Below are 21,104 nucleotides of genomic sequence, written 5' to 3' on the forward strand. Positions count from 1 at the left end.
CGAGCAGCCTCGCCGCATCGACTCTCTGTGAGGCAGTCATGGCTGAATTCGAAACCCCGGGTGGGAGTTCGGGCGAGAAGACGCGTGGCAGGACGACCATCGCCGACGGCGTCGTGGCCACCATCGCCGGAATCGCCATACGGGAGACCGACGGTGTGCACTCGGTGGGCCGGGGTGCGTCCAAGGCGATGGGCGCGGTGGTGGGACGCGTGGGCGGGTCCTCCGGCGGAGGGCGAGGCGTGAAGGTGGAGGTGGGGGAGAAGCAGACCGCGGTCGACGTCGACATCGAGGTCGAGTACGGCATACCGATCCATGAACTCGCCGACAAGGTCAGGACCCATGTGACCGACGCGGTGGAGACGATGACGGGCCTGGAGGTCGTCGAGATCAACATCAACGTCTTCGATGTCCACATCCCGGGTGATGACGACGACGAGGAGGACAGCGGCCGCTCCAACGCCCGCGTGCAGTGACCACCCCCGCGCCCGCCACCGGCGCACGCGGCACTGTCAGTGGCATGGTGCACCATCGGTCCTGTGGGCCACCGGAGGAACGGGGTGGTCCGACGGGCCGACGGCAGGGCGGGGACGGGGCATGGCGATCAGCGATCGGCGCATGGCGGAGTACGCGTTTCTCGGCGGGCTGTACCGGGACGGCTACTTCCCGGACCGCGTCGTCGACCGGGGCAAGGCCGTCCTGGTCCGGCTCTGTGAACGCATCGAGGCGGAACGCCCGGCGGACCTCGCCGCGTTGTACGTGCTCACGCACGCGGCGACCGAGGAATTCAACACGCTGGAAGCCGAGTTCGAGGCGGCGGGGAGTGAGATCGAGACGGTCGCCCGCGAGGAGATAGCCGAGGACTTCCGGGCGATCGCCATGGCCTACGGCTTCACCGGGGCCGACGTGGAGGAGCTCATCGCGACCCGGGACTGGTGAGGTGCCACCGCCGGGACCGGAGGGGGTGCCCGGCCGGTCACACCTGAGCCGTGTGCCGGACGACGATCTCGTCGGCCCGATCCGACGCCGACCTCGCCGGTCCGGTCAACCGAGCCCTTCCCCCGCCGTCACTGTGAGCCGGGCCTCCTGCGTGCGTTCCGACGACGGCCCCGCCCCGATCGCGAACTCGCCGGGTTCCACGGCCCATGCGCGGGCGTGTGTGAAGGAGGCCAGGGTTCCCGCACCGATGAGGAAGGCGACCTCGGCGTCCTCGCCGGGCGCCAGGTCGATGTGGGCGAAGCCCCGCAGCTCGCGCACGCGTGGCCATGACGTCCCGCCGGACACCCGGCGCACGTAGAGCTGGACGGTCTCCCGCACCCGCCGGCCTCCCGTGTTGGCGACGCGGACCGTGCAGCTGAGCGGGGGCACCGCCCCGTCCGGACCGTCCGCCGCCACGGACACCCGGGAGAGCCGGGGTGCTCCGTAGTCGACCGAGGTGAAGGCGAGCCCGTGCCCGAAGGGGTGGCGGGCGGTGGCCGGCTGGTCGACGTAACCCCGGTAGCCGTGGTCCTTGCCGTTGTAGAACACCGGCAGTTGGGCCGCCGAGCGGGGCACGGAGACGGGCAGCCGCCCCTGCGGCTCGGCCGCCCCGAAGAGGACGTCCGCGACCGCCCTTCCGCCCCACGGGCCGGGATACCAGGCGCTCAGCACCGCCGCCGCCGTCCCCGTGAGGTCCGGCAGGGCGTGCGGCCGGCCCTGGACCAGCACCACGACCACCGGCGTGCCGGTCGCGGCGACCGCGTCCAGGAGGGCCGCCTGGCCTTCCGGCAGGCCCAGTTCGGCGAGATCGACGCCCTCGCCGCAGGTCATCTCCACCGGGTTCCCGGCGGCGACGACAGCCGCGCCGTTGGCGTCGAAGCGGGTGTCGGACTCACGCGCGCTCGAACCGCCGAGGACCAGCACCGCCACATCGGCGGCGGCCGCGACGGCCACCGCCTCCGGCAGGCCCGACAGATCACCACCCACCAGACCGCACCCCCGGGCGTACGTGACAGCGGTGTCCTCGGGAGCCGCCGCCCGGATACCGGCGAGCACGCTGCTGCCGACGCCGGGCCGCTGGGGCGCGGTGTAGTCGCCGATCTGCTGCGGCACGGAGTCGGCGTTCGGCCCGATGACCGCGACGGTCCCGATACGGCGGCCGGCAAGAGGCAGCGTCGCTCCGTCGTGTTCCAGGAGGGTGACGGACTCCCGGGCGATGCGCTCGCTCAGGTGCTCCAGACGCCCGGGCGCCGGGGGCCGCGCGGTGGTGTACGGGTTCTCGAAGAGGCCGAGGCGGAACTTGAGCGCCAGCACGCGCCCCACCGCCGTGTCGAGCGTGGACTCGTCGACCAGGCCCCGGCGGACCGCCTCCGCCAGCCGTGGGTAGCAGTCGTCCCACAGGCTCAGGTCCGTCCCCGCCCGCAGTGCCATGGCCCCCGCCGCCACCGGATCACCCGCCATCCGCACCAGGCGGTCGATCGCGAGCCCGTCGGCCATCACCAGGCCGCCGAAGCCCCACCGCTCCCGGAGCACCTCCGTCAGCAGATGGCGGTTCGCCACGCACGGGACGCCGTCGAACTCGTTGTACGCGGCCATGAGGCCCGCGGCTCCGGCGCGTACACCCGCCAGGGCCGCGACGAGATGGATCTCGTGCAGTTCCCTCGTGCCCAGCTCCGTGGCCGCGCTGTTGCGTCCGCCGACCGTGGCCCCCTGCCCGGCGAAGTGCTTGAGGACGACGGCGGCGCGGTCCGGGCCGATGCGCTCACCGGCCGGGCCCTGCACCCCCCGCACCAGCGCCTCGGTGAACCGCGCCGCCAGATACGGATCCTCGCCGAAGCACTCCTCCGCGCGGCCCCAGCGCGGGTCCCGCACCAGGTCGAGCGCGGAGACCAGCGCGACATGGCCGCCACGGGCCCGGAGCTGGGAGGCGGCGACGGCCGCCGCCTCCTCGTACAGCTCCGGATTCCAGGTGGCACCGACCGCCAGGTTCACCGGCAGCACGGTCCCGTCCAGCGCCTGGATACCGTGCGGCATCTCCTCGACGAGCAGGACGGGGACACCGAGCCGGGTGTTCTCGACGACGTGCCGCTGCACGGAGTCCGAGACGCGCGCCCCGTCCGCCGCGCCGATGCCCGTCTCCGCCGTCACACCGGACCAGGGGTCGGCGCGCTGGAGCCCGTACAGCGCGCCCATCCCGTCGTGAGCCGCCACCTCCGCCCGGAACGCGTCCGTCAGCCGGTGACCGGAGGGGGTGCGCTCGTAGGCGTCCCATCCGTACATCCGCTGGTTGACCTGGCCCACCTTCTCGGTGAGCGTCATCCGCGACAGCAGATCGCGCACCCGGTCGGGGACGGGCGCCTCGGGGTCCCGGAACAGCGGCTCGGACATGGGGTGACTCACCTCGGAGAGTAGGGACGGCGCGGGATCAGCGCAGTTCGAGCACGCGGACGCCGTACGGGGCGAGGGTCACGTCCCGCACCGGGTCCCCGCCGGACAGCTCGCGCAGTTCCCCGTCCGCCGACGGGCGCACGGTCAGCTCCTCGCCCGACTGGCTCACCAGCCACACGAAGCGCGCGCCGTCCTCGCGGACCAGGGCGTCGGCACTGACGTACGGGGAGTCGACCGTCACCGGCCGCACCGCACCCGCGAGTTCGGCGAGAGCCGCGTACAGGCGGTGCGTCTGCTCCGGGTTGGCACGGGCCGTGCGGGCGGCCATGTGCTCCAGCGGATACGTGGCCAGGACCGTGCGGCCCGCGCCCGTCTCGTACCGCAGGAGAGCCGGGCGGCCGTGCGCGTCGGTGGCGACGACCCGGGCACCGTCCGGGACGACCGGCAGGTAGGCGCGGCTGTCCTCGTTGCCCGCGACCGGGAAGGACAGCACCTCACCGGCGGCTATCGAGCCGAAGTCCTCGGTGAACGTCATCTCCAGGACGTCGTCCTCGATCGGCTCGGCGACACCGTAGGACAGCTGGAGCTCCACCCCGAACAGCCCGTCGAGATCGTGGAACCACGGGCCGCGCGTCGTCGGGTACTCGCCCGAGCAGAAGGACAGGTAGACCGTCGCACCCTCCCTCGCCCGGCGCTCCAGCTCGCGGCGGGTGCGGGTGGTCAGCTGGCGGGTCGAGGGCAGCAGGTAGAGCGAGGCGTCGTCGGGCAGCCCGTCCGCCTCCCGGGCGAAGGCCACCGGCAGGTCCGCGCCGCGCGCCGCCACATAACCCTGGTGCAGCGAGGTGAAGATCAGCGGGCGGTCGGCGGGCCGGCTGTAGGGGTAGCCCCGCTCCAGGAAGGCGGGCACGACGAGAGCCGCGTCCGCGTCGGTGCGGCGGCAGCGCGGGAAGTCGACCTGCTCCAGGACCTTCGCGAAGGCGGCCAGTTCACGCAGCGGCTCCTTCGGACGCCCGGCGCTGTCGGTGATCCCGAAGTGCATCTCGAAGGGGTGGTGGTCGTAGGGAGACTGCTCCCACAGGTCGTCGTAGTCCGTGTTGTTCCAGGCCATCCAGCCGGTGGCCCCGCCCAGCAGCGAGTTGTGCAGCGTCTGCCGGTAGAAGATCCCGGCGTTCGCGGCCGAGACCGTGTCGGTGGAGAGCCCGAACTCCTCCAGCACGACGGGCTGACCCGTGACGGCGGCCAGCTCGCACTCGAACGCGGCCCGGTAGTGCTGGCGCGGCCGGTCCGTGTCGGAGCGGTAGACGTGCGGACCGACGAAGTCGACGTACTCGGCGGTCTCCCGCAGCGAGAAACCGTTGTCCCGGCCGGTCACCTCGATGCCCCAGGCACCGTCACCCAGGGACACCGGCTGGGTGCCGCCCGCCGCGCGCACCGCGTCGCACATGAACTGCGCCCAGGCGGTGACCACATCGCTCGACGGAGGATCGACCTGGTAGATCCGGCCGTAACCCGGCATCTCGTTGGTGATCAGCCAGCCCGTGACCGCCGGGTGGTCCTTGAACCGGCGGGTCATCTGGGAGACGAACCACGCCTGCCGGCCGACGAGCCACACGTCCTCGTACAGATCCCGGTCACCACGCCACGCCGGGTCCCAGTTCTCTCCCGACATGTGGCCGACGATGAACGTGGGGACCGTGCCCATGCCCAGCTCGTGGTGGGCGTCCAGGAAGTCCCGGAAGCGGTCGCAGAGCTCCTCGTCGATCCGGCCGGGCTCCGGGTGGAAGTCGGGCCAGTAGAAGAACGACCGGGTCATGTTCAGACCGTGCTCCCGGAGCACCGCCAGCTCCTCCCGCACCGTCCCCGGCTCGTAGTTCCGCCACATCAGCGGACCACCGGTGCGGGACCAGAAGTTGGTGCCGAGCCACGGGAGGACGGCGGAGTCGTGGGTGAGCTGGGCGCTGTGGCGTCGCATGGTGTTCGGGTCCTCTTCGATGTGCGGGGGGTGCGGGGTGGTGCGGCGGTTCAGGTCGGGGGTGTCAGCGGGCCGGTCGATTCGCGTACGACCAGGCGGGGCCTGCCGTCGAGCACCGGCGGCGGTACGTCCTCCCCGCATCCGGCGAGCAGGGTGCGGGCGGCGGCGGCGCCGACGCGCTGCACCTGCTGGTCGACGGTGGTGAGCCGGGGGTGGACCCAGCGGCCGAGCGAGAGGTTGTCGTAGCCGACCACCGACAGGTCGCCAGGCACCCGGAGCCCGGCGCGCTGCGCCGTGCCGATGCCGCAGACGGCCATGGAGTCGTTGGGGAACACGAGGGCCGTCGGCCGGTCGGGCAGGGAGAGCAGTTCCTCGGTGACGTCGACGGCGGCCCGTTCGGTGAAGTCGCTGTGCCGCACGGCGACGGGCGCCAGCCCCGCCTCGGCGAGTGCCTCCTCGAAGGCGTGCAACCGCAGCCGGGTGTGGAGCAGTTCGGCCGGCCCCGCGACATAGGCGAGGCGCCGGTGGCCGAGCTCCAGCAGATGGGTCACGGCCTCCCGCACGCCCGCGCCCTGCCGGCCCAGGCCCACCCGGGGCACGGGAGAGGCCGCGTCCGGGGCGCCCAGCAGGACCGCGGGCAGGCCGAGGCCCCGCAGCAGGTCCGGGCGGGGGTCGTCGGCACGGGCGTCGGTCAGCACCGCGCCGTCTATCCGGCCCTCCGCGGCCAGACGCTCGTACAGAGCGTTCTCCTGGGCCATGTCGGCGACCAGGTGGAGCAGCAGACCGTAGCCCCGCGGAGCGAGTTCGCCCTCCAGACCGGTGATCAGCTCGCTGAAGTGCGGGTCGGAGCCCAGCACGTCGGTGGGGCGCCGGACGACGAGCGCGATCGTCCGCGTACGCGACCGGCGCAGCGCCGTCGCGGAGGCACTCGGGGACCAGCCCAGCTCGGCTGCCGCGTCCAGGACCCGGCGGCGGGTGGCCTCCGAGATCCGGCCGGTGCCGTTGACGGCCTGGGAGACCGCGGCGGTGGACACCCCGGCTGCGGCGGCCACTGCCTTGATGGTGGGGCGTGCGACGGTACGTGCTTCCTGAGGCTGGTTCACATCTTCACCGCTCCGCTGACGAGGGCCTGCTGCATCCGCTTCTGGAGCACGGTGTAGACCACCCAGACCGGGACGAGAGTCAGCACCGTGCCCGCCGTAAGGATGCCGTAGTCCGTGCCGGTGAGGGACTTCAGCGTGGGCAGGGCGACCTGCACGGTCCGCAGGTCCGGGTCGGGGCCGATGATGACGAGCGAGTAGAGGTACTCGTTCCAGAAGGTCAGGAAGTTCAGCAGCAGGATCGTCGCGATGCCAGGCATGCACATCGGTGTGTAGACGTGCCGCAGGACGGCGAAGGTGGACGCGCCGTCCATGCGCGCCGCCTCCTCCATCTCGCGCGGGATGGTCCGCATGAACTGCACCAGGATGACGACGGAGAGCGGCATCGCCGTGGCCGGCAGGAACAGCACCATGAAGGCGCGGGTGTGGAACAGCCCGGTCGCGGCCGCCAGCAGGAACGTCGGGAAGAGCGCGGCGAACGTGGGGACCAGGAAGCCGAGGGAGAACACCCGCTCGACCAGGGCCCCGAGCCGCCCTTCCGTACGGGCGATGGCGAAGGCCGCCGGTATCGCGAGGGCCAGGGTGAGGACAAGCGCGAGGGCCGTCACGAGCATCGAGTTGAGGATCGCCGGCCCGAGGTGCGCCGAGGAGAACGACTCGGTGAAGTTGGCGGTGGAGAGGGAGGTGGGCAGGGCGAACGGGCTCCCGAAGATCTGGTCGTTCGTCTTGAACGCCGAGACCAGCAGGTAGTAGAGGGGGACGACCAGCAGCACCATGTACAGCCAGGCGAGGATGTGCGCCGGCAGCCAGGACCTTCCGAACTTCATGGGACCAGCTCCGATCAGTAGTTCTGGCGGAAGACGCGACGGATGGTGAGCAGCCCGGCCAGGCCGACCAGGAAGAGGACCACTCCGACGGTCTGGCTGTAACCGAGGTCGGCCGCGATGAACGCCTTCTGGTAGACGAGGAAGGAGAGCGTCGTCGACGAACTTCCCGGGCCGCCCTGGGTGAGCAGCAGCACGTTCTGCGCCGAACCGAACAGGGTCCAGAGGAACTGGAGCATCGTCACGACACCGACGAAGTCACGGATGACGGGGAAGTGGATGCGCCACATGGCCCGCCAGTGCCCGGCGCCGTCGAGCTGCGCGGCCTCACCGATCTCGTCGGGGACGGAGCCGAGGCGGGCGGCGAACAGGACGGCGGTGAACCCGATGCCGCTCCACACGTCGAGGAGGATGAGGGAGGCGAGCGCGGTGGAGGGCGAGGCGAGCCAGGCGTCGGTCATCGAGCCGAGCCCCACCTTGTCCAGCGCCCCGTTGAGCAGGCCGTCCGGGGAGAGGACCGCGTAGAACACCATCGCCTTGGCGGGGGTGGAGATCAGTCCGGGGATGAAGAGCAGGTACCGCAGGACGCGGTGGCCGGGCGGCTTCTGCGCGACGTAGTAGCCGAGCATGTACGCGCCGACGATCATCAGGGGCACGGCCACGGCGAGCTGTACGGCGGTGTTCTGTACCGCGTCCCAGAAGACCGGGTCGTCGAGCACGGCGCGGACGTTGCCGGTGCCCGCGAAGGAGACCGGCTGGAGCATGCCCGGCCAGTGCAGGGCGGCGATCACGAAGATGGCGACCAGCGGGCCGACCATGAAGACCAGGTACCAGACCAGCGCGGGCAGGGCGAGGACGGTCCCGCCCTGCGTGCGGCGCTTCGTGGTGGGGGCGGACGGGGTGGGAGCGGCCGGGCCGCGGACCGAGGCGCCGCCCGGGGCGGACGAGAGCATCGTCATAGGAGGACTCGCAGAAGGCTCGGGCGCGCGGATCAGGCCGTGCGGTAGGCGGATTCCAGGGCGGAGCGCACGGTGGCCGCGCTCGTCCCCCGGGTGAAGGCGGTGCTGGTCGCGGTGATCAGCGGCTGGGTGGCGGTCGGCGGGACGTACAGGTCGGGCAGGAGCGCCTGGCCGACCCGGTCGCCGAGCTGCTGCGCCTTGGCGACCAGCGGGAAGTCCTTGCTGACCGTGTCGGTGACCAGTGCCATGTCGCGGCCGCTCTCGGTGATGAAGCGGGACACCACGTCGGGGCGGTACATGAAGCGGAGGAACTTCTCGACGGAGGACAGCTTCTTCACGCCGTTCGGGCTGATCCAGAAGCCGATGAGGGTGTACGAGCGCAGGATCGTCGGCTTCTCGTGGGCGGCACCCGGCGCGAGCGGCCAGCCGCCGATCTCCGTGTGCCCGGCCGCCTTCGCGGGGACCTTGGCCAGGGCGGAGGACATCGCGGACTGGACGGCCGCCGCCTCCGTGTTGTACTGCGTGGTCATCGTGTCGGAGGTCAGCCCCTGCGCCTTGTCGGCGAAGACGCCTGCGTCGCGGAGCGTCACGAAGTAGTCGATGCCCTCACGGGCGCCCCGGCTGCCGCTGAAGTCCCCCGTCGTGTACACCTTCCGGGCCTCCTCGGGGGTGAGGAAGGTCTGGATGATCTGGGCGAGCAGCTTCTGCCCGGTCCAGTCGTTGCCGCCGACGGTGACGGGTGCGATGCCCTTGGCCCGCAGCTTGCGCGCGGCGCCGATCAGCTGGTCCCCGGTCGTGGGGACGGAGCCGACGCCGGCCCGGTCGAGCAGGTGGGTGTTGTAGGCGACGGGCCAGTTCGCGGCGAAGTACGGGAAGGCGCGGAGCCTGCCCTGGCCGTCGGTCCACTCCGTCAGGGCGGCGGGCAGGACGCGGTCACGAAGGCCCCAGTCGTCGAGATAGCCCTTGACGTCGACGGTGGCGCCGACATCGGTCCAGGCGAGCGTCTTGTCGTACAGGTTGACCATGACCACGTCCGGCTCCTTACGGGCCAGTCGCGAGGTCTCGTACACCTGGGGGAGGTCGTCGCCGTTGACCAGGTTCTTGACCCGGAGGCCCGGGTTCTCCTTCTCGAAGGCCTTCACGGCGGCGGTGTAGGTGGGGGAGCCGGGGGCGGTGGTCCCGAGCTGGGTGTGGACGACGAGGGTGCCGGGGTCGGAATCGGCCGAGGCGAGCGTGGAACAGCCGGACATTGCGGGCAGCGCGGTAGCGGCGGCGAGGCCGGAACCAGCGGCAAGGAAACCGCGCCGACTCAGGGGTGAGCGCACAGCGGGATGTCTCCAACCAGGACGTTAACCGGGGTGGTTAATCGATGTACCAGCGGGTTGCGAGAAACCTAGGCGCGGGGGAGGGAATGGTCAACCCCCGGTTGCACATGCTGGAAAGGGCGACATTCCGGGTGGGGGTGGTCGGTGCCGTACGGGGCCGCTCGTGCGGCGGTGAAGGTCGGTGTGTGTGCGTGCGCGGGTGTGTGCGCGTGCGCGTGCGCGTGTGTGGGCGTGGGTGTGCCGACCGGGCGGAGGTGGCGGCCTGTGCCTGTGCCTGTGCCTGCGCCTCTTCGCCGTGCTGTGGAAACCGGCGGACCGCCGGACTACGCCGAACCGCCGGGCTGCTGTGGAGCCGGTGGGCTGCCGGACTGCGCCGGACCGCCGGACTGCGCCGGACCGCCGGACCGCCGTTCCAGCCGTGCGTCCGTACCGGCCCGGCGGGGTGTGTTGAACGGGCGGGAGGATGCCCGGCCTTGACGCCGGGACCCGCTTCGGTCAGGGGGTCGGGATCGTGGCGCCGGAGGCGGTGGTGCCCGGCGCGGGAGCCGGCCCGCCGCGTGCGTGGAGGATTCCCTCGACGCCTCGCAGGAAGGTCTCGGACACCAGCCCGGGGTCGAAGAGGCAGCCGGCTGCCATGGCGCCGTCCCGGAGCATGACGAGGTGCCGTGCGTCCGGCTCGGCGGGTGCGTCGCCTGTCTCTGCCAGCAGATCCGTGAAGGTCTCCAGGAACCATTGCCGGTGGGCCAGGACGGCCCGGTGGATCGGGTGCGCGGGATCGGCGTATTCGGCGACCGCGTTGAGGAAGGCGCAGCCGCGGAAGCCCGGGGAGCGGATGCCCTCGGTGATGGACCGGGCCACGGCGCGGACCCTGTCGGCGGCCGGTCCGCCGCTCGCACGGGCGGCGGCGATCTGTCCCCGGATCCCCTGGTCGGCCTGGTCGAGATATGCGAGGACCAGCTCTTCCTTGCCCGCGAAGTGCCGGTACAGCGTCGCCCGGGTCACCTTCGCCTCCGCGGTGATCCGGTCGATGCCGACGGAGTGGATCCCCTCCGCGTAGAAAATCCTGGTCGCTGTGGAGAGCAGCCGTTCTCGCGCCTCGGACGTGCTGCCGCCTTCTGTGCTCCGGCTCATGCGGCCAGACTACCAAGCAATCGAGGGAGAACGTTCGGTCTTGACAGGTCTGGAGCGGAGGCCTCTAATTCAACGAGACCGAACGTTCTCCCTCATGGCGTGATGGATGGGTCGGCCGTTGTGCGTCCCTGCGCCGTCACCGAAAGGCACCTTCCGTGGACACTCTCGTCAGCACCACGTCCCCCAGCGTTCCCGCGACCTTGCGCAAGCTGTACTTCGGGCGCTTCGCGTTCGCCGCGGTCTGGGCCGGCCTCCTCTTCGCGACCGCCGACACCCTGGGGCCGCTCAGCGTGGCACTCCTGCTGCTCTACCCCCTGTTCGACGTGGCGGCCGCGATCGTCGACGTCCGGTCGGCCAAGGCGAACGGCGCCACGGCGCCCGCTCTGCTGGTGAACATCGCGATCAGCTCGCTGGCGGTGATCGGCCTGGCGGTCGCGGTCACGTCCGGCATCCCGGACGTCCTCCAGATCTGGGGAGCCTGGGCTGTCGCCTCCGGGCTCGTCCAGCTCGTCGCGGGCGCCGTTCGCCGCTCACTGGGCGGCCAGTGGCCGATGATCATCAGTGGTGCCATCTCCGTGCTCGCCGGCACGTCGTTCGTCACACAGGCCGGCAGCGGCGATCCCACGCTGGTGAACCTCGCGGGATACGCCTTCCTCGGAGGCGTGTTCTTCCTCGTCTCGGCACTCCGGCTGAATCCCGCCCGCGACCGGGCGTGAGGAGGGGCATGTGCCGTGCTGCGTGCGGCGCGTGCCGTACGGCGTGCGTCGTACGGAGCGAGGCCGGTGCCGGGGCGGTCCGGTCGCGCCCCGGCAGGCCCCTGCGGGGTCAGGTCGTCGACGGCGTCACGGCCGACGGCCTCTCGCGAAGGGCGTCCACGACCCCGCGCTCCAGGACCGCCGACTTGCTGAGCAGAGTGCCCTTCCTGCCCATGGTGGTGTCCCGGATGAGGTAGGTGCGCTCGCCCAGGTATTCCAGGGTGGTCGGGTCGAAGACCCAGGCGGTGCGCCAGCCGACCCGGGTGTCGTCTCGGGCCACGCCGATCCCGTGCCGGCCGGCCGCGTCCACCGCGTCGGGGTCCACGGTCACGCCGGGGATCCTCGCCGCCGCCTTGTAGAGAGCGGCCGCGGTCCTCGGCGGCATCACCGTCTCCCGCAGCAGCTCACCGATCGTGTCGAAGGCGTCCTGGTCCTGGTCCCGGTCCTCGGCCGGGGTGTCGCGCGCGTCCTGGTCCCGGGTGATCTCGGTGGTGAGCCGCCGGAGCAGGACGTCGGGGTCGGTGGGCAGCGAGGCCAGCCACGCGTACGTCGGCCGGTCGAGGCCCGCCGGATAGCCGACGGGGGTCTCGCCGTCCGGCACCCCGACGGTGATCGGGACGTACGAGCCCTCCTCGTGGATCAGGCCGACATCGATCACCGGCCCCGCCTTCTGCGCCATCCAGACCTCGCGCCGGTGGGACTTGCCCAGCTTCGCCGGACCACCGAATCTGCCCTCGTTCCCGGCCTGCAGTGTCTTGACGTACACGAACTGGTCGCCGGTGACCGGCTGTTCGTCGCTCTTCCCGGCTACCGAGGCGATCCGGTCGAGCAGTACGGCCGCGCCGTCCTGGGGCGTGGTCCGGGAACCCGTGCCCGTGGCGGACGGTGCCGGAGCGCCGTCCTGGCCGGTCACGGTGAGCGTGGTCAGCAGCAGCGCGCCCAGGGCCAGTCCGGCGGCGGGTAGCAGGACGGCAGGGCGCAGAAGGCGGGGGCGGGGGCGGGGTCGTGCGGTGGTGTGGTCGCCGTCCTGGTCGATCAGACGCATCAGGATGTCCTTGTGGTGGAGATGGCGGCCAGGGGGCAGGTCCCGTTCGGCCGGGGCCGGCAACAGCCGGGCCAGTTCCTCGCGTTCGGCCTGCTCGGGGCCGGAGGTACGGTCGTTCATCGGGCTTCCTCCTGGATGGGCAGGGCCACGAACACGGCCCTGCTCCCTACCTCTCCGCGGCCGGAGCCGGGTTCCTTTCCGGTCCGGACCGCTTCGCCGGCCGGCGCTTCTCTCCCGTGCCCTTCCGGAGTGCCGCCGAGCTCCTCGTCGGTGAGCCGGCGCAGCCGGGTGCGGGCACGGGACAGCCGCGACCGCACGGTGCCCACCGCAACACCGAGGGCCTCGGCTGTCTCGGCGTAGTCCAGGCCGGACCAGACGCAGAGGACCAGCACCTCGCGTTCCTGGCGCCGGAGCCCACCCAGCGCCCGCTGGACCGCGGCGAGCCGCCGTGCGTCGTCGACGCGTCCGGCCGTGGCGTCCGCGATGTCCGCCACCGCTTCCGGGGCGGGGCGGCGGGCCAGGAAGGCCAGGCGTCGGCCGATGCCGCGGTTGGCGTTCCGCGCCTTGTTCGTGGCGATCCCGAACAGCCACGGCCGCAGCGTGTCGCCCTCCGGTTCGACGGCGTGACGGGTGCGCCAGGCCGCCAGGAAGGTCTCGGACAAGACCTCCTCGGCGGTCGACCAGTCGCCTGTCAGCCGGTAGGCGTGGTTGTAGACCGCCCGCGCGTACTCCTCGTAGAGCGCGGCGAACGCCTCGCGGTCACCCGCCCTGATCCGTGCCCGCATCCGCTCCCGATCTCCCTGTTCATCACACCTCACACCACCCACCTCTCCGGTCGGCCCGCTGGGTTCCGGTGACCCGCGCCACACCGGCGGGGCCGCGTCGGGCTCTCTCCGAATCTCCGTGCCACGGCGCTGTGGGCCCTCACAGCACGTCAGGACGTCCACGCGGAGTGTCTTGCCGATCTGTCGCGCTTCCGCAGCGGTCGGCCAGGCACTCCGGAACGGAGGGCGTCATCGGGCGGATCGCCGCTACGAGGGCCATGTGCCGGAGCTACTGAGCAGCGCGTCGGGAACGCCGGCACGGATGCCCCACAAGCCTGACGGGCCCGGCGCGCTCCAGTTGCGTAGCCGCTCGTGCCGGCACGATGACCGCATCGGGCCTCCGCCGCCTCGGCCGGTGGCCGACGCCGACAGCCGCGGGGCGATGCCCTGCCGGGCGGCCTCGCGGGCCAGGCTCCGGCCACAGCTCCCGTGCGGAACAGTTCGGCCCAAGTGGATCACCTGTACCGCGCAGCGCTCCCGTCCGTCACCGCTATCAGCGGCTCAACGGCGCCTGTGGGAAGCCACGTTGAGCGAGATAACGCAACTTCGACAACGCCCGCGGAGGCAGCTACCTTCACGTGGTCCTCGGCGATCACCCACGGTCGCCCAGGAGTACCCCGGGCCGAAACGGCGTCGAAGGGACAGGCCGGTCACGCCCCGCGACCCCTCGTCCCCTCGTCCCCTCGTCCCCTCGTCCACGCGACCCCTCGTCCCCTCGCGCGTGAGCCGCCGGACCCCGGTGCGCCCGTACCAGGTACCCCCGACCAAGGAGAGACGCATGCCCCGTCTTGCGCTGTACACATTCGGCGTCCTGAAGTCACCTCTCGCCGATCCCGCACCTCTCACGCGCGAGTTCTACGACATCGGTGAGGCGGTCTACCGGAAGATCGGCCAGCACCCCGGGTACCTCGCTCACGCCGAAGCGGCGGACGGTGTCCAGGGCCTGCTCTTCGACGCGGACTGGGGCGTATGGGGGGAGTTCTCCACCCCTGCCTGGTACGGCAAGGGCCGTACGGTGGAGACCACCGCACTGGCCGCGACCCTCTCGCTCTGGACCGACCTGCGCCCCGCCTTCGACGCCATCTACACCGGTCTGCACCGTGAGGCGCTGAACAGGCGTCACGACTGGTTCGAGAGGACAGGACACCCGAATCACGTGCTCTGGTGGGTCACCGACGACATGACACCCACCTGGCAGGAGGGGGTCTCCAGACTGGAACACCTCCACGAACACGGCGTGGCGCCGCAGGCCTTCACCTTCCGTCACTCCTTCACCCAGGACGGAACTCCGACCAGGATCAAAGGCGTCGGGCCGAAGAGCGACCGGGCTCACTGACAGGGGAGCCCGGAGGCCGGGTCCGCTGCCGAACGCTTCGATAGCTTCATCGCCATGAGTTCCTCTCTGAGTGTCTATCTGCTCGACGTGGCCGCTACGCACGCCCTGATCGGATCCCGCGACGACCGATTGCTGAAGGTGATACGCGATGACTTCGGGGATGACCTGGTTCGTGATGACGACTACCACGGCTACGAGATCGAGAAGGGCGCCCCCACGGCGTACGAGGCGCTGCGGGCGGTCGTCCACGCCGGACCCTTCAGCGATGACCGGAGGCACGCCTTCCAGTACGGCTACGCCTACGCGCGGCTGTGCTCGCTCACCGGCGCGTTCCTGCCCAACGACTGTTTCACTCCGCACAAGGGCGACTGGCTGTCCGTCGTCGATGAGGGGCTGAAGGCGCTGGGCGTCACCGCTGTGTCGGTGGACGCGTTCAGCCACGGCGCCCCGCCTGCTCCGCTGCCCTACGCTCACACGCCGGGGTGCGGCGAGTGGGCGCCGGACGATATCGCCCGAGCGCTCCAGCAGTTCGAGGCCACCAAGCGCGCCGTCGACGCGTCGGGACAGGCCCCGCCCCTGGAGCCCGAGGTCGTGGAGGCCGTCATGCAGTGCGTCGACTGGATGCGGCATGCAGCAGCACGACCAGGCCACGGCGTCATCGGTTTCCGCTCCTGAGGTCGAGGAGGCGTGCGTGCTCTCCACAGCCGGGGACCGAGGAGCCACGATCCGTGGTCTGCCGTCCGAGGTCCGAGTACGAGTCGTTCGGGCCCTGGGGCGACTTCGCACGCGCTGTCGTCGCTGCGCGTCAGGTGGAGGTCCGGCCGCCGCGCAGTCAGGAGTCGAGTACGGCGGCGACGCCTTCGATCTCCACGAGCTGGTCGGCGTACCCGAGCACGGTGACGCCGAGCAACGTGCTCGGGACGTCGTGGTCGCCGAAGGCGTTCCGGACCACTTGCCAGGCGGCCACCAGGTCTTCCTGCCGCGTGGAGGCCACCAGTACGCGTGTGCTGATGACATCCTCCAGACCGGCCCCCGCCGCTGCGAGCGCGGTCCTCATGTTCTCGAGGGCCGTCGCCGCCTGGCCGGCGTAGTCGCCGACGGCCGCCGTCGACCCGTCCTCGTTCAGCGGGCACGCCCCGGCGAGGAAGATCAGCCGTGCGTCGGCCGGAGCGGTGGCGGCGTAGGCGTATTCGGCCACGTCGGACAGGGCGGTGGAACGGATGAGTGTGATGGCGCGGGGCATGGCGTCCAAGTCCTGTCGGCTGAGGAGGAATCCGTATTCCTAGCAGACCCTTCTTGTGGCCGCCGCCCATTTTCCCCGCCCCCCGCGCACGCATAGGGTGCCGGGATGGGTGACATGTACGCAGTCGAGCTCTCACTGAACCTCCGCGCCACGGTGCCGAGCGCGTTCGTGGACGCCCTGGAACGGCACCTCGGCACTGCTGCCGGTACGGGCGGTACGGGCGGTACGGGCGCCGGGCCGGCGGAGGGAACGGCAGAGGCTCCCGCTGACGTGTTCCCTCTCCTCGCCGAGCGTGGGCCGGCATCGCGCATCGGGGGCCTGCTGGTGGGTGAGCTGCACCGGACAGACGGTGGATGGGCTCTCACCGCACGCCAGGAGGTGCACGCTGAGTGTCTTTCCGACCTGGGGCCGCTGCTGGAGCAGTTGGCGCGGCACAGCAGCACCGAGGGCGTCATCGGGCAGATCCGCTTCTACGAGGACCACGTGCCGGAACTACTGATCAGCGAGTCAGGAACGTTGGTGCGGATGTCCCTCAAGCCTGACGAATCCGGCGCCGCTCCGGCGTACCTGCCCGAGTAGACACGCCCCGGCCCGCGCGGCGCTGCCGCAACTCGGGCTCCGCTACGTCAGCAGCTCCGGTACCTCAGGAGATCCGGCACGTCAGGAGATCCGGCACGTCAGGAGATCCGGCCGGTCAGGAGATCCGGCCGGTCACGGTCGTGGGCGGTTCGGCATGATGTCCGGGTGAGCATCATCATCGAGTTCTTCGCTGCTCCGGACGACGTGTCGGCGGCTTCGGCCCTTCGAGCCGGGTGGGGCGAGAGGAACCAGACCTTCGCCGACAAGCCGTGCAAGACCGTTGCCATCAAGCTCAACAAAGGCTGAGCTCTCGGTCAAGGCAGGATCGGGCGGGGCCCGGCCCGTCGGGACGTTGCAGCCGAGGTCCCCGCCGGGCGGTGTCGGGCATCTGGAAGAGCGTCCCCGACTCGGCGTCGTGACCGCCCCGGAGCGCAGTGTGAACGTCGCCGCTCCCCGCCGCCAGGCCGGCGGCTCCGCTCTGACATGATCGCTTGTTTGGGCTGTGGACTGCCTGACTGTCGCACAGCGAGGCAACAACGGGGGAACGACAATGGCGATCACATGGATACGGAACGTCCCTGCGGCAGCGGGTGCCCTGGCGCTGGCTGTGGCGCTGACCGGCTGTAACGACTCGGCCCCGGCCAAGGGCGGAAACAGTCCCAGCCCAGACGCGACGAAGGACAAGTCGTCCTTCCGCCTGGGGGAGCCCAGCCCGCTGCAGGACAGCATGCTGACGACGTCGGCGGACAGCAAGTACACGGTCACGCCCACGAAGGTGCAGATGGGCACGGCGGCCGACCTGGACAGCTCCGGCCTGGACACGGCCGAACTGCCGGGCCCGAGGACTCCGGTCTACGTGTGGTCCACGCTCGCCCACAAGAGCGGCAAGACGGCCATGAAGATCGACGAGATGGACAACAGCCTGGTCATCAGGACGGACCGAGGGGACCGCACCAAGGCTGTTTTCGTCCTCATGGGCGATGCCACCTGGCCGAACTGCCCGGCCCCGGATTCCGAGAAGAAGCTGAACGCGGGGGAGTCGGCGAAGATCTGCACGGCGTTCCTGATCACCAGGGGCGAGAAGGCGGAGGCCGTTGAGCTCACCCAGGGCTTCAGCGGTGAAACGCTGGAGTGGCCGGTCAAAAGCTAGCGCTGGAGGCCGGGCCGCTGGAGGTCTGGTCGCTCACGTGGGGAACTCGCCGAGCCAATTGCGCCCGAGGAGGGTGGCGGGCAGGTACTCGGACTCGACCTCGATTGGGATCTCGCCGTCGTACGCTAGGCAGCTGATCGCGAGGAGGCTCAGACTGATTCGTCCGTCAGGGTCCTTCGAGCGGTCCTCGTCGGCCGTCCAGTACGCCTTGTGCAGCTCAAGAGCTTCCACCAAGGCTTGGTTGAAGCCTTCCTCATCCTTACGGACGAACCGGTGGAAGAGGTTGATCGGTGGGTACAGCACGCCCTGCAGGAGATCCCTGGGAGCGGCCGAGATCGCTCCGGGATAAGACTCCTCGATCGCGGCGACCAGTTTCTCCACCAGCCCAGGGCGCCGCAGCCAATAGGTCTGCAGAGTGTCGACCCAGTGGTAGATGTACTCGTCGTACTGGCCCGCGGGGGACCGCAAGCGCTCCAGTGGGATGTCGCACAGCTGTGTCATCCGTGTCTGATCACGGCAGATGATCGCCAACCAGAACGTGGTCAACCAGTTCCCTGCATCTGCATACGAACGCGGGCCCACGGCAGGAATAGCCCGGACCTCGTGATTGATGCGGCACTCCACGGTTCCCTCAGCCGCACCTGTTACGGCGAACATCGCCGACCCCAGTTGCAGTGCAGAGACCGTGGCTTCCCACGTCTCCAGCTCCGCCGCCCGTGGATCGATCGTGCAACGCGCCTCCAAGTGGAGGAGGGCCGTCCGAAACGCGGCGTCGATCATGCGCGGCGATGTTTCGAGGCGGGTGATCGACTTGGCCAGACTCTCGCCGAGAGCCTCGGCCCACCGTGCAGAGTTGGGCCCGGGCTCGCTGTGCCGGGGGACGGTCCTGGTCACGGTGCGCTCCTGTCAGTGATATCGAACTGTCTCATTTGGTAGCCAGCGTACTCGCCACTGTTTATTTCGCCCTTCACGACCACGTATTCTAGTTTGCCGGCGTCAAGGGCGGCCTCCAGGTCGTCCGCCAGGGTGAGCTCGTCGATATTATTCTCGCTTCGTTTCTTCATCTCGGAAATTATGTCCAAAAAGTAATCCCTGGTGCCTTGGGAGACGCGCCGTCCGTTTGGTAGATTTCGGGCGCCCAGTTCCGTGCGGACACTGCTCTTCGCCTCAATTGCGACGTAGCCGCCATCCTTACGCTTCCAAACCTGATCGAACTGGTAATGGCGTTTGGCGGCTTTCTCGCCATATCCCTCGGCCGCATCACGCATCACGCTGTTGGAATCCTTTTAGGCTCCGATGCTCTCGCTTCGGCGTGCTGCTGAATTTGCTGAGTCCAGGATTTCGTGTGCCGTCGGTGAGTCGGACCGCGCCTTCAGGGAGGGTTGCGTCGGCGGGGATGTCGATGGTGCCGTCGGGTAGGCGTACTGCGCCTTCGGGGAGGGTGAGGACGTTGTCGGGCAGGGGTGGTATCTCGATGGTGCCCAGGCCCTTGAGGCCGGTCATCGCGTCGCCGATCTTCGTCAGGCCGAAGCCGGCGCCCTTGAAGATGTACGTCATCGGGTCGACGAAGCGGCCCACCTTGCCTGCCGCGGACAGGGCCTTGGCGGCGAGGGCGGCCTTGCCGCCGCCGGCGACCGCGCCGCCGGCGCCGCCGGTGAAGACGGTGGTGACGACGTTGAAGGTGACCGCGCCCGCTGGCCGGGAGGGGTTCTCGCCCCACTGGTCCCAGGCCACCAGCGCTTTGCCCGGCTCCGTCACCGCAACGTGTTACGAGCTCCAAGTGATGGCTATATCAGCCAGCCACTCGTGAAAGCGCGCTCAAGAACTGGCTTTGAAGGGCCGGTAGTTGCAGTCCTGGTCGCCTACGTGGGGAACTCGCCGAGCCAGTTGCGTCCGAGGAGGGTGGCGGGCAGGTAGTCGGATTCGACCTCGATGGGGATTCCCGCGTCGTGGGCGATGCAGGCCATGGCCAGGGGTGCGAGGGCGACCAGGCCGGAGGCCTGGTAGATGCGGCTCTCCTCGCCCCAGTATTCCTTGTGCCATTGGAGGGCGGTGGTGAGCGCCTGGGTGAAGCCCGCGTGGTCCTTGCGGATGAAGCGGTGGAACATCTCCATCGGTGGGTACTGGAGTTTGCCCGCGGTTTCAGGGTCGGAGGCGGTTTCTGGGTCGGTGCCGTCGACCGCACGCACCAGCTCATCGACGAGGTCGGGCCCGCCGAGCCAGTAGGTCTGGAGAGTGTCGATCCAGGCGTACTGGTATGCGTCGAACTGCGAGCCGTTCTCTCGCAGAAGGGTGAGCGGCACTTGGCACAGGGCGGTAATCCTGTCCTTCTCACGGCATATCACCGCCAGATAGAAGGCAGTGGTCCAGGCTCCGGGCGTCACGTACCACTGGGGGCCGGTGGCCCGGAGTGTGCGGTCCTTGTGGGCGATGCGGCATTGCACATGCTCGCCGGTCGCGGTTGCTGCGGCGAAAACGGCGGAACTGACCTGCATCGCGGTAACCCAGGCATTCCACGTTGGGTAGATCGCGGCACGTGGATCCAGCAGGCAGTGAGACTGGGCCAGAGTGAGCGCGATGGTTTGGGCGTCGCCCAAATCCGTGGAGTCCTCCTCCAAATCGTCGATCAACTCTTGCGTGTTCTCCTGGAGAACGGCGATGCCCTCTTCTGCCCTTCCTGTGGGAAGGGGCATACGGGGGATTCTGGTGACCACTGCCTTACTCCTTTCCTTGAATAGCTTGAAATGCTTCAGCTCAGCCCCAGCGTACTGGCCTGTGTTCTCAGTAGCCTGGGAAAGGACGTAACGCGGGAGCATGTGCTTGCGGGCGGCCTCTTCGCCGAGGGCTTCGCCGAGGGCTTCGCCGAGATTGCTGTTGTTGGAGACGCCCGGCCCGGCAGTCGCGTCGAAGTGCTGCTGTGCATCGGCGAGCGCTCGAGCAGCCTCATCGGTCGGGGCGGCGTCGAATGCCCTCTGGGCAGAGGTCAGGTCCATGCTGGATTTGCGCTTGGCCGAGACATCGTCGAGGTGTGTAAGCGCCTGAGGGGCAGCTGTGGCGCGGTCCCTTACGAGGTCCTCGAGATGAAATTTCTCCGAGTTGGCGTACGGCAACTCGTTGGCGCTCATCCAACTGCCGTCCGGCTTCTCGATTAGTTTCGGCAGGAGTTGGCCGTCGACCAGGCTCTCTGCGTTGTTGCGCTTACCGAGTCCCCACTTGTCGTAGTACTGCGCCCGCCATGCGGGGTCCTCGTTCGCCAGCCGGACGTGTTCGCGGGTTATGGCAGCTCTCTCTGCGGGTGTCCGCTCGCCAGCCGGCTTGTCCCGGGCAGCCTCGTACTCCGCGCGGTGGGCTCCGCTGTCCGCAGTCGAACCGCCAGTGACGTTGGGAGCCGTGCCGCCCGAGGACGGGAAGTGGCCGCTGTCGCCCACATTGTCCGGGGTGCCGCCCGATGTTCCGTCGTCGACGTCCCCGTGGGGTGTCAGGTCGCCCGGTGCCATT

The 21,104-nt window shown here is 70.0% G+C and carries 21 protein-coding genes and 1 pseudogene; 8 read left to right on the plus strand and 14 right to left on the minus strand.

The window, feature by feature from the left end:
• The first annotated feature begins 38 nt into the window (after positions 1 to 38).
• Positions 39 to 473 carry an Asp23/Gls24 family envelope stress response protein gene (locus tag ACIRJR_RS10215; RefSeq protein ID WP_403776785.1) on the plus strand — a complete coding sequence of 145 codons (435 nt, stop codon included), beginning with the start codon at positions 39 to 41 and terminating at the stop codon, positions 471 to 473.
• A 121-nt stretch (positions 474 to 594) separates the two neighbouring features.
• Complete coding sequence (locus ACIRJR_RS10220; RefSeq protein ID WP_403776788.1) at positions 595 to 936, plus strand: DUF5713 family protein; 342 nt, start codon at positions 595 to 597, stop codon at positions 934 to 936.
• Positions 937 to 1,041: 105 nt separating this feature from the next.
• Here ACIRJR_RS10220 and ACIRJR_RS10225 read toward each other — a convergent pair whose 3' ends face one another.
• The 7 genes from ACIRJR_RS10225 to ACIRJR_RS10255 form a co-directional block, all read right to left on the minus strand.
• Positions 1,042 to 3,363, minus strand: coding sequence for a glycoside hydrolase family 3 N-terminal domain-containing protein (locus ACIRJR_RS10225; protein ID WP_403776791.1), 2,322 nt, complete (start codon positions 3,361 to 3,363; stop codon positions 1,042 to 1,044).
• Between the two features lie 37 nt (positions 3,364 to 3,400).
• On the minus strand, positions 3,401 to 5,335 hold the full coding sequence (locus ACIRJR_RS10230; RefSeq protein WP_403776794.1) for a cellulase family glycosylhydrolase: 1,935 nt from the start codon (positions 5,333 to 5,335) through the stop codon (positions 3,401 to 3,403).
• 50 nt (positions 5,336 to 5,385) lie between these two features.
• Positions 5,386 to 6,387, minus strand: coding sequence for a LacI family DNA-binding transcriptional regulator (locus ACIRJR_RS10235; RefSeq protein WP_403776797.1), 1,002 nt, complete (start codon positions 6,385 to 6,387; stop codon positions 5,386 to 5,388).
• A gap of 47 nt (positions 6,388 to 6,434) precedes the next feature.
• Positions 6,435 to 7,262, minus strand: a complete 828-nt coding sequence (locus ACIRJR_RS10240) for a carbohydrate ABC transporter permease (RefSeq protein ID WP_403776800.1) — start codon at positions 7,260 to 7,262, stop codon at positions 6,435 to 6,437.
• A gap of 14 nt (positions 7,263 to 7,276) precedes the next feature.
• Complete coding sequence (locus tag ACIRJR_RS10245) at positions 7,277 to 8,218, minus strand: carbohydrate ABC transporter permease (RefSeq protein WP_403776803.1); 942 nt, start codon at positions 8,216 to 8,218, stop codon at positions 7,277 to 7,279.
• Positions 8,219 to 8,250: 32 nt separating this feature from the next.
• Complete coding sequence (locus ACIRJR_RS10250; RefSeq protein WP_403776806.1) at positions 8,251 to 9,543, minus strand: ABC transporter substrate-binding protein; 1,293 nt, start codon at positions 9,541 to 9,543, stop codon at positions 8,251 to 8,253.
• Positions 9,544 to 10,038: 495 nt separating this feature from the next.
• Entirely contained in the window at positions 10,039 to 10,674 is a 636-nt protein-coding gene (locus tag ACIRJR_RS10255; RefSeq protein WP_403776810.1) for a TetR/AcrR family transcriptional regulator, read from the minus strand.
• Between the two features lie 155 nt (positions 10,675 to 10,829).
• Between ACIRJR_RS10255 and ACIRJR_RS10260 the strand changes: the two genes are divergently transcribed.
• Positions 10,830 to 11,390, plus strand: a complete 561-nt coding sequence (locus ACIRJR_RS10260; protein WP_403776813.1) for a hypothetical protein — start codon at positions 10,830 to 10,832, stop codon at positions 11,388 to 11,390.
• Between the two features lie 109 nt (positions 11,391 to 11,499).
• Here the strand turns inward: ACIRJR_RS10260 and ACIRJR_RS10265 are convergent, their stop codons facing one another.
• Positions 11,500 to 12,594: a CU044_5270 family protein gene (locus ACIRJR_RS10265; RefSeq protein ID WP_403776816.1), complete on the minus strand. Its 1,095-nt coding sequence runs from the start codon at positions 12,592 to 12,594 to the stop codon at positions 11,500 to 11,502.
• Positions 12,591 to 13,259 carry an RNA polymerase sigma factor gene (locus ACIRJR_RS10270; RefSeq protein ID WP_403776819.1) on the minus strand — a complete coding sequence of 223 codons (669 nt, stop codon included), beginning with the start codon at positions 13,257 to 13,259 and terminating at the stop codon, positions 12,591 to 12,593. The genes ACIRJR_RS10265 and ACIRJR_RS10270 overlap by 4 nt, the downstream gene beginning before the upstream one ends.
• An 817-nt stretch (positions 13,260 to 14,076) precedes the next feature.
• On the opposite strand from ACIRJR_RS10270, the gene ACIRJR_RS10275 reads away from it, so the two are divergent.
• Positions 14,077 to 14,634, plus strand: coding sequence for a DUF3291 domain-containing protein (locus ACIRJR_RS10275; protein ID WP_403776822.1), 558 nt, complete (start codon positions 14,077 to 14,079; stop codon positions 14,632 to 14,634).
• A 54-nt stretch (positions 14,635 to 14,688) separates the two neighbouring features.
• A complete protein-coding gene (locus tag ACIRJR_RS10280; RefSeq protein WP_403776825.1) occupies positions 14,689 to 15,309 on the plus strand; it encodes a hypothetical protein in 621 nt (206 codons plus the stop codon).
• A 157-nt stretch (positions 15,310 to 15,466) separates the two neighbouring features.
• On the opposite strand, the gene ACIRJR_RS10285 is transcribed toward ACIRJR_RS10280, so the two are convergent.
• Positions 15,467 to 15,877 carry a RidA family protein gene (locus ACIRJR_RS10285; RefSeq protein WP_403776828.1) on the minus strand — a complete coding sequence of 137 codons (411 nt, stop codon included), beginning with the start codon at positions 15,875 to 15,877 and terminating at the stop codon, positions 15,467 to 15,469.
• Positions 15,878 to 15,982: 105 nt separating this feature from the next.
• On the opposite strand from ACIRJR_RS10285, the gene ACIRJR_RS10290 reads away from it, so the two are divergent.
• From ACIRJR_RS10290 to ACIRJR_RS10300, 3 genes are all read left to right on the plus strand, one after another.
• On the plus strand, positions 15,983 to 16,456 hold the full coding sequence (locus ACIRJR_RS10290) for a hypothetical protein (protein WP_403776831.1): 474 nt from the start codon (positions 15,983 to 15,985) through the stop codon (positions 16,454 to 16,456).
• A 165-nt stretch (positions 16,457 to 16,621) separates the two neighbouring features.
• Positions 16,622 to 16,762: a hypothetical protein gene (locus ACIRJR_RS10295; RefSeq protein ID WP_403776834.1), complete on the plus strand. Its 141-nt coding sequence runs from the start codon at positions 16,622 to 16,624 to the stop codon at positions 16,760 to 16,762.
• A gap of 244 nt (positions 16,763 to 17,006) precedes the next feature.
• Positions 17,007 to 17,606 carry a hypothetical protein gene (locus tag ACIRJR_RS10300; protein WP_403776837.1) on the plus strand — a complete coding sequence of 200 codons (600 nt, stop codon included), beginning with the start codon at positions 17,007 to 17,009 and terminating at the stop codon, positions 17,604 to 17,606.
• 33 nt (positions 17,607 to 17,639) lie between these two features.
• Here the strand turns inward: ACIRJR_RS10300 and ACIRJR_RS10305 are convergent, their stop codons facing one another.
• The 4 genes and pseudogenes from ACIRJR_RS10305 to ACIRJR_RS10320 form a co-directional block, all read right to left on the minus strand.
• Entirely contained in the window at positions 17,640 to 18,500 is an 861-nt protein-coding gene (locus tag ACIRJR_RS10305; RefSeq protein ID WP_403776840.1) for an immunity 49 family protein, read from the minus strand.
• A complete protein-coding gene (locus ACIRJR_RS10310; protein WP_403776843.1) occupies positions 18,497 to 18,877 on the minus strand; it encodes a hypothetical protein in 381 nt (126 codons plus the stop codon). Before ACIRJR_RS10310 ends, ACIRJR_RS10305 begins: the two co-directional genes overlap by 4 nt.
• A gap of 76 nt (positions 18,878 to 18,953) precedes the next feature.
• Positions 18,954 to 19,367, minus strand: a pseudogene (locus ACIRJR_RS10315) (hypothetical protein); the annotation flags it as partial.
• A 101-nt stretch (positions 19,368 to 19,468) separates the two neighbouring features.
• On the minus strand, positions 19,469 to 21,103 hold the full coding sequence (locus ACIRJR_RS10320) for an immunity 49 family protein (protein WP_403776847.1): 1,635 nt from the start codon (positions 21,101 to 21,103) through the stop codon (positions 19,469 to 19,471).
• Between the last annotated feature and the right edge of the window lies 1 nt (position 21,104).

The organism is Streptomyces sp. NPDC102402, assembly GCF_044765765.1.
GTDB lineage: Bacteria > Actinomycetota > Actinomycetes > Streptomycetales > Streptomycetaceae > Streptomyces.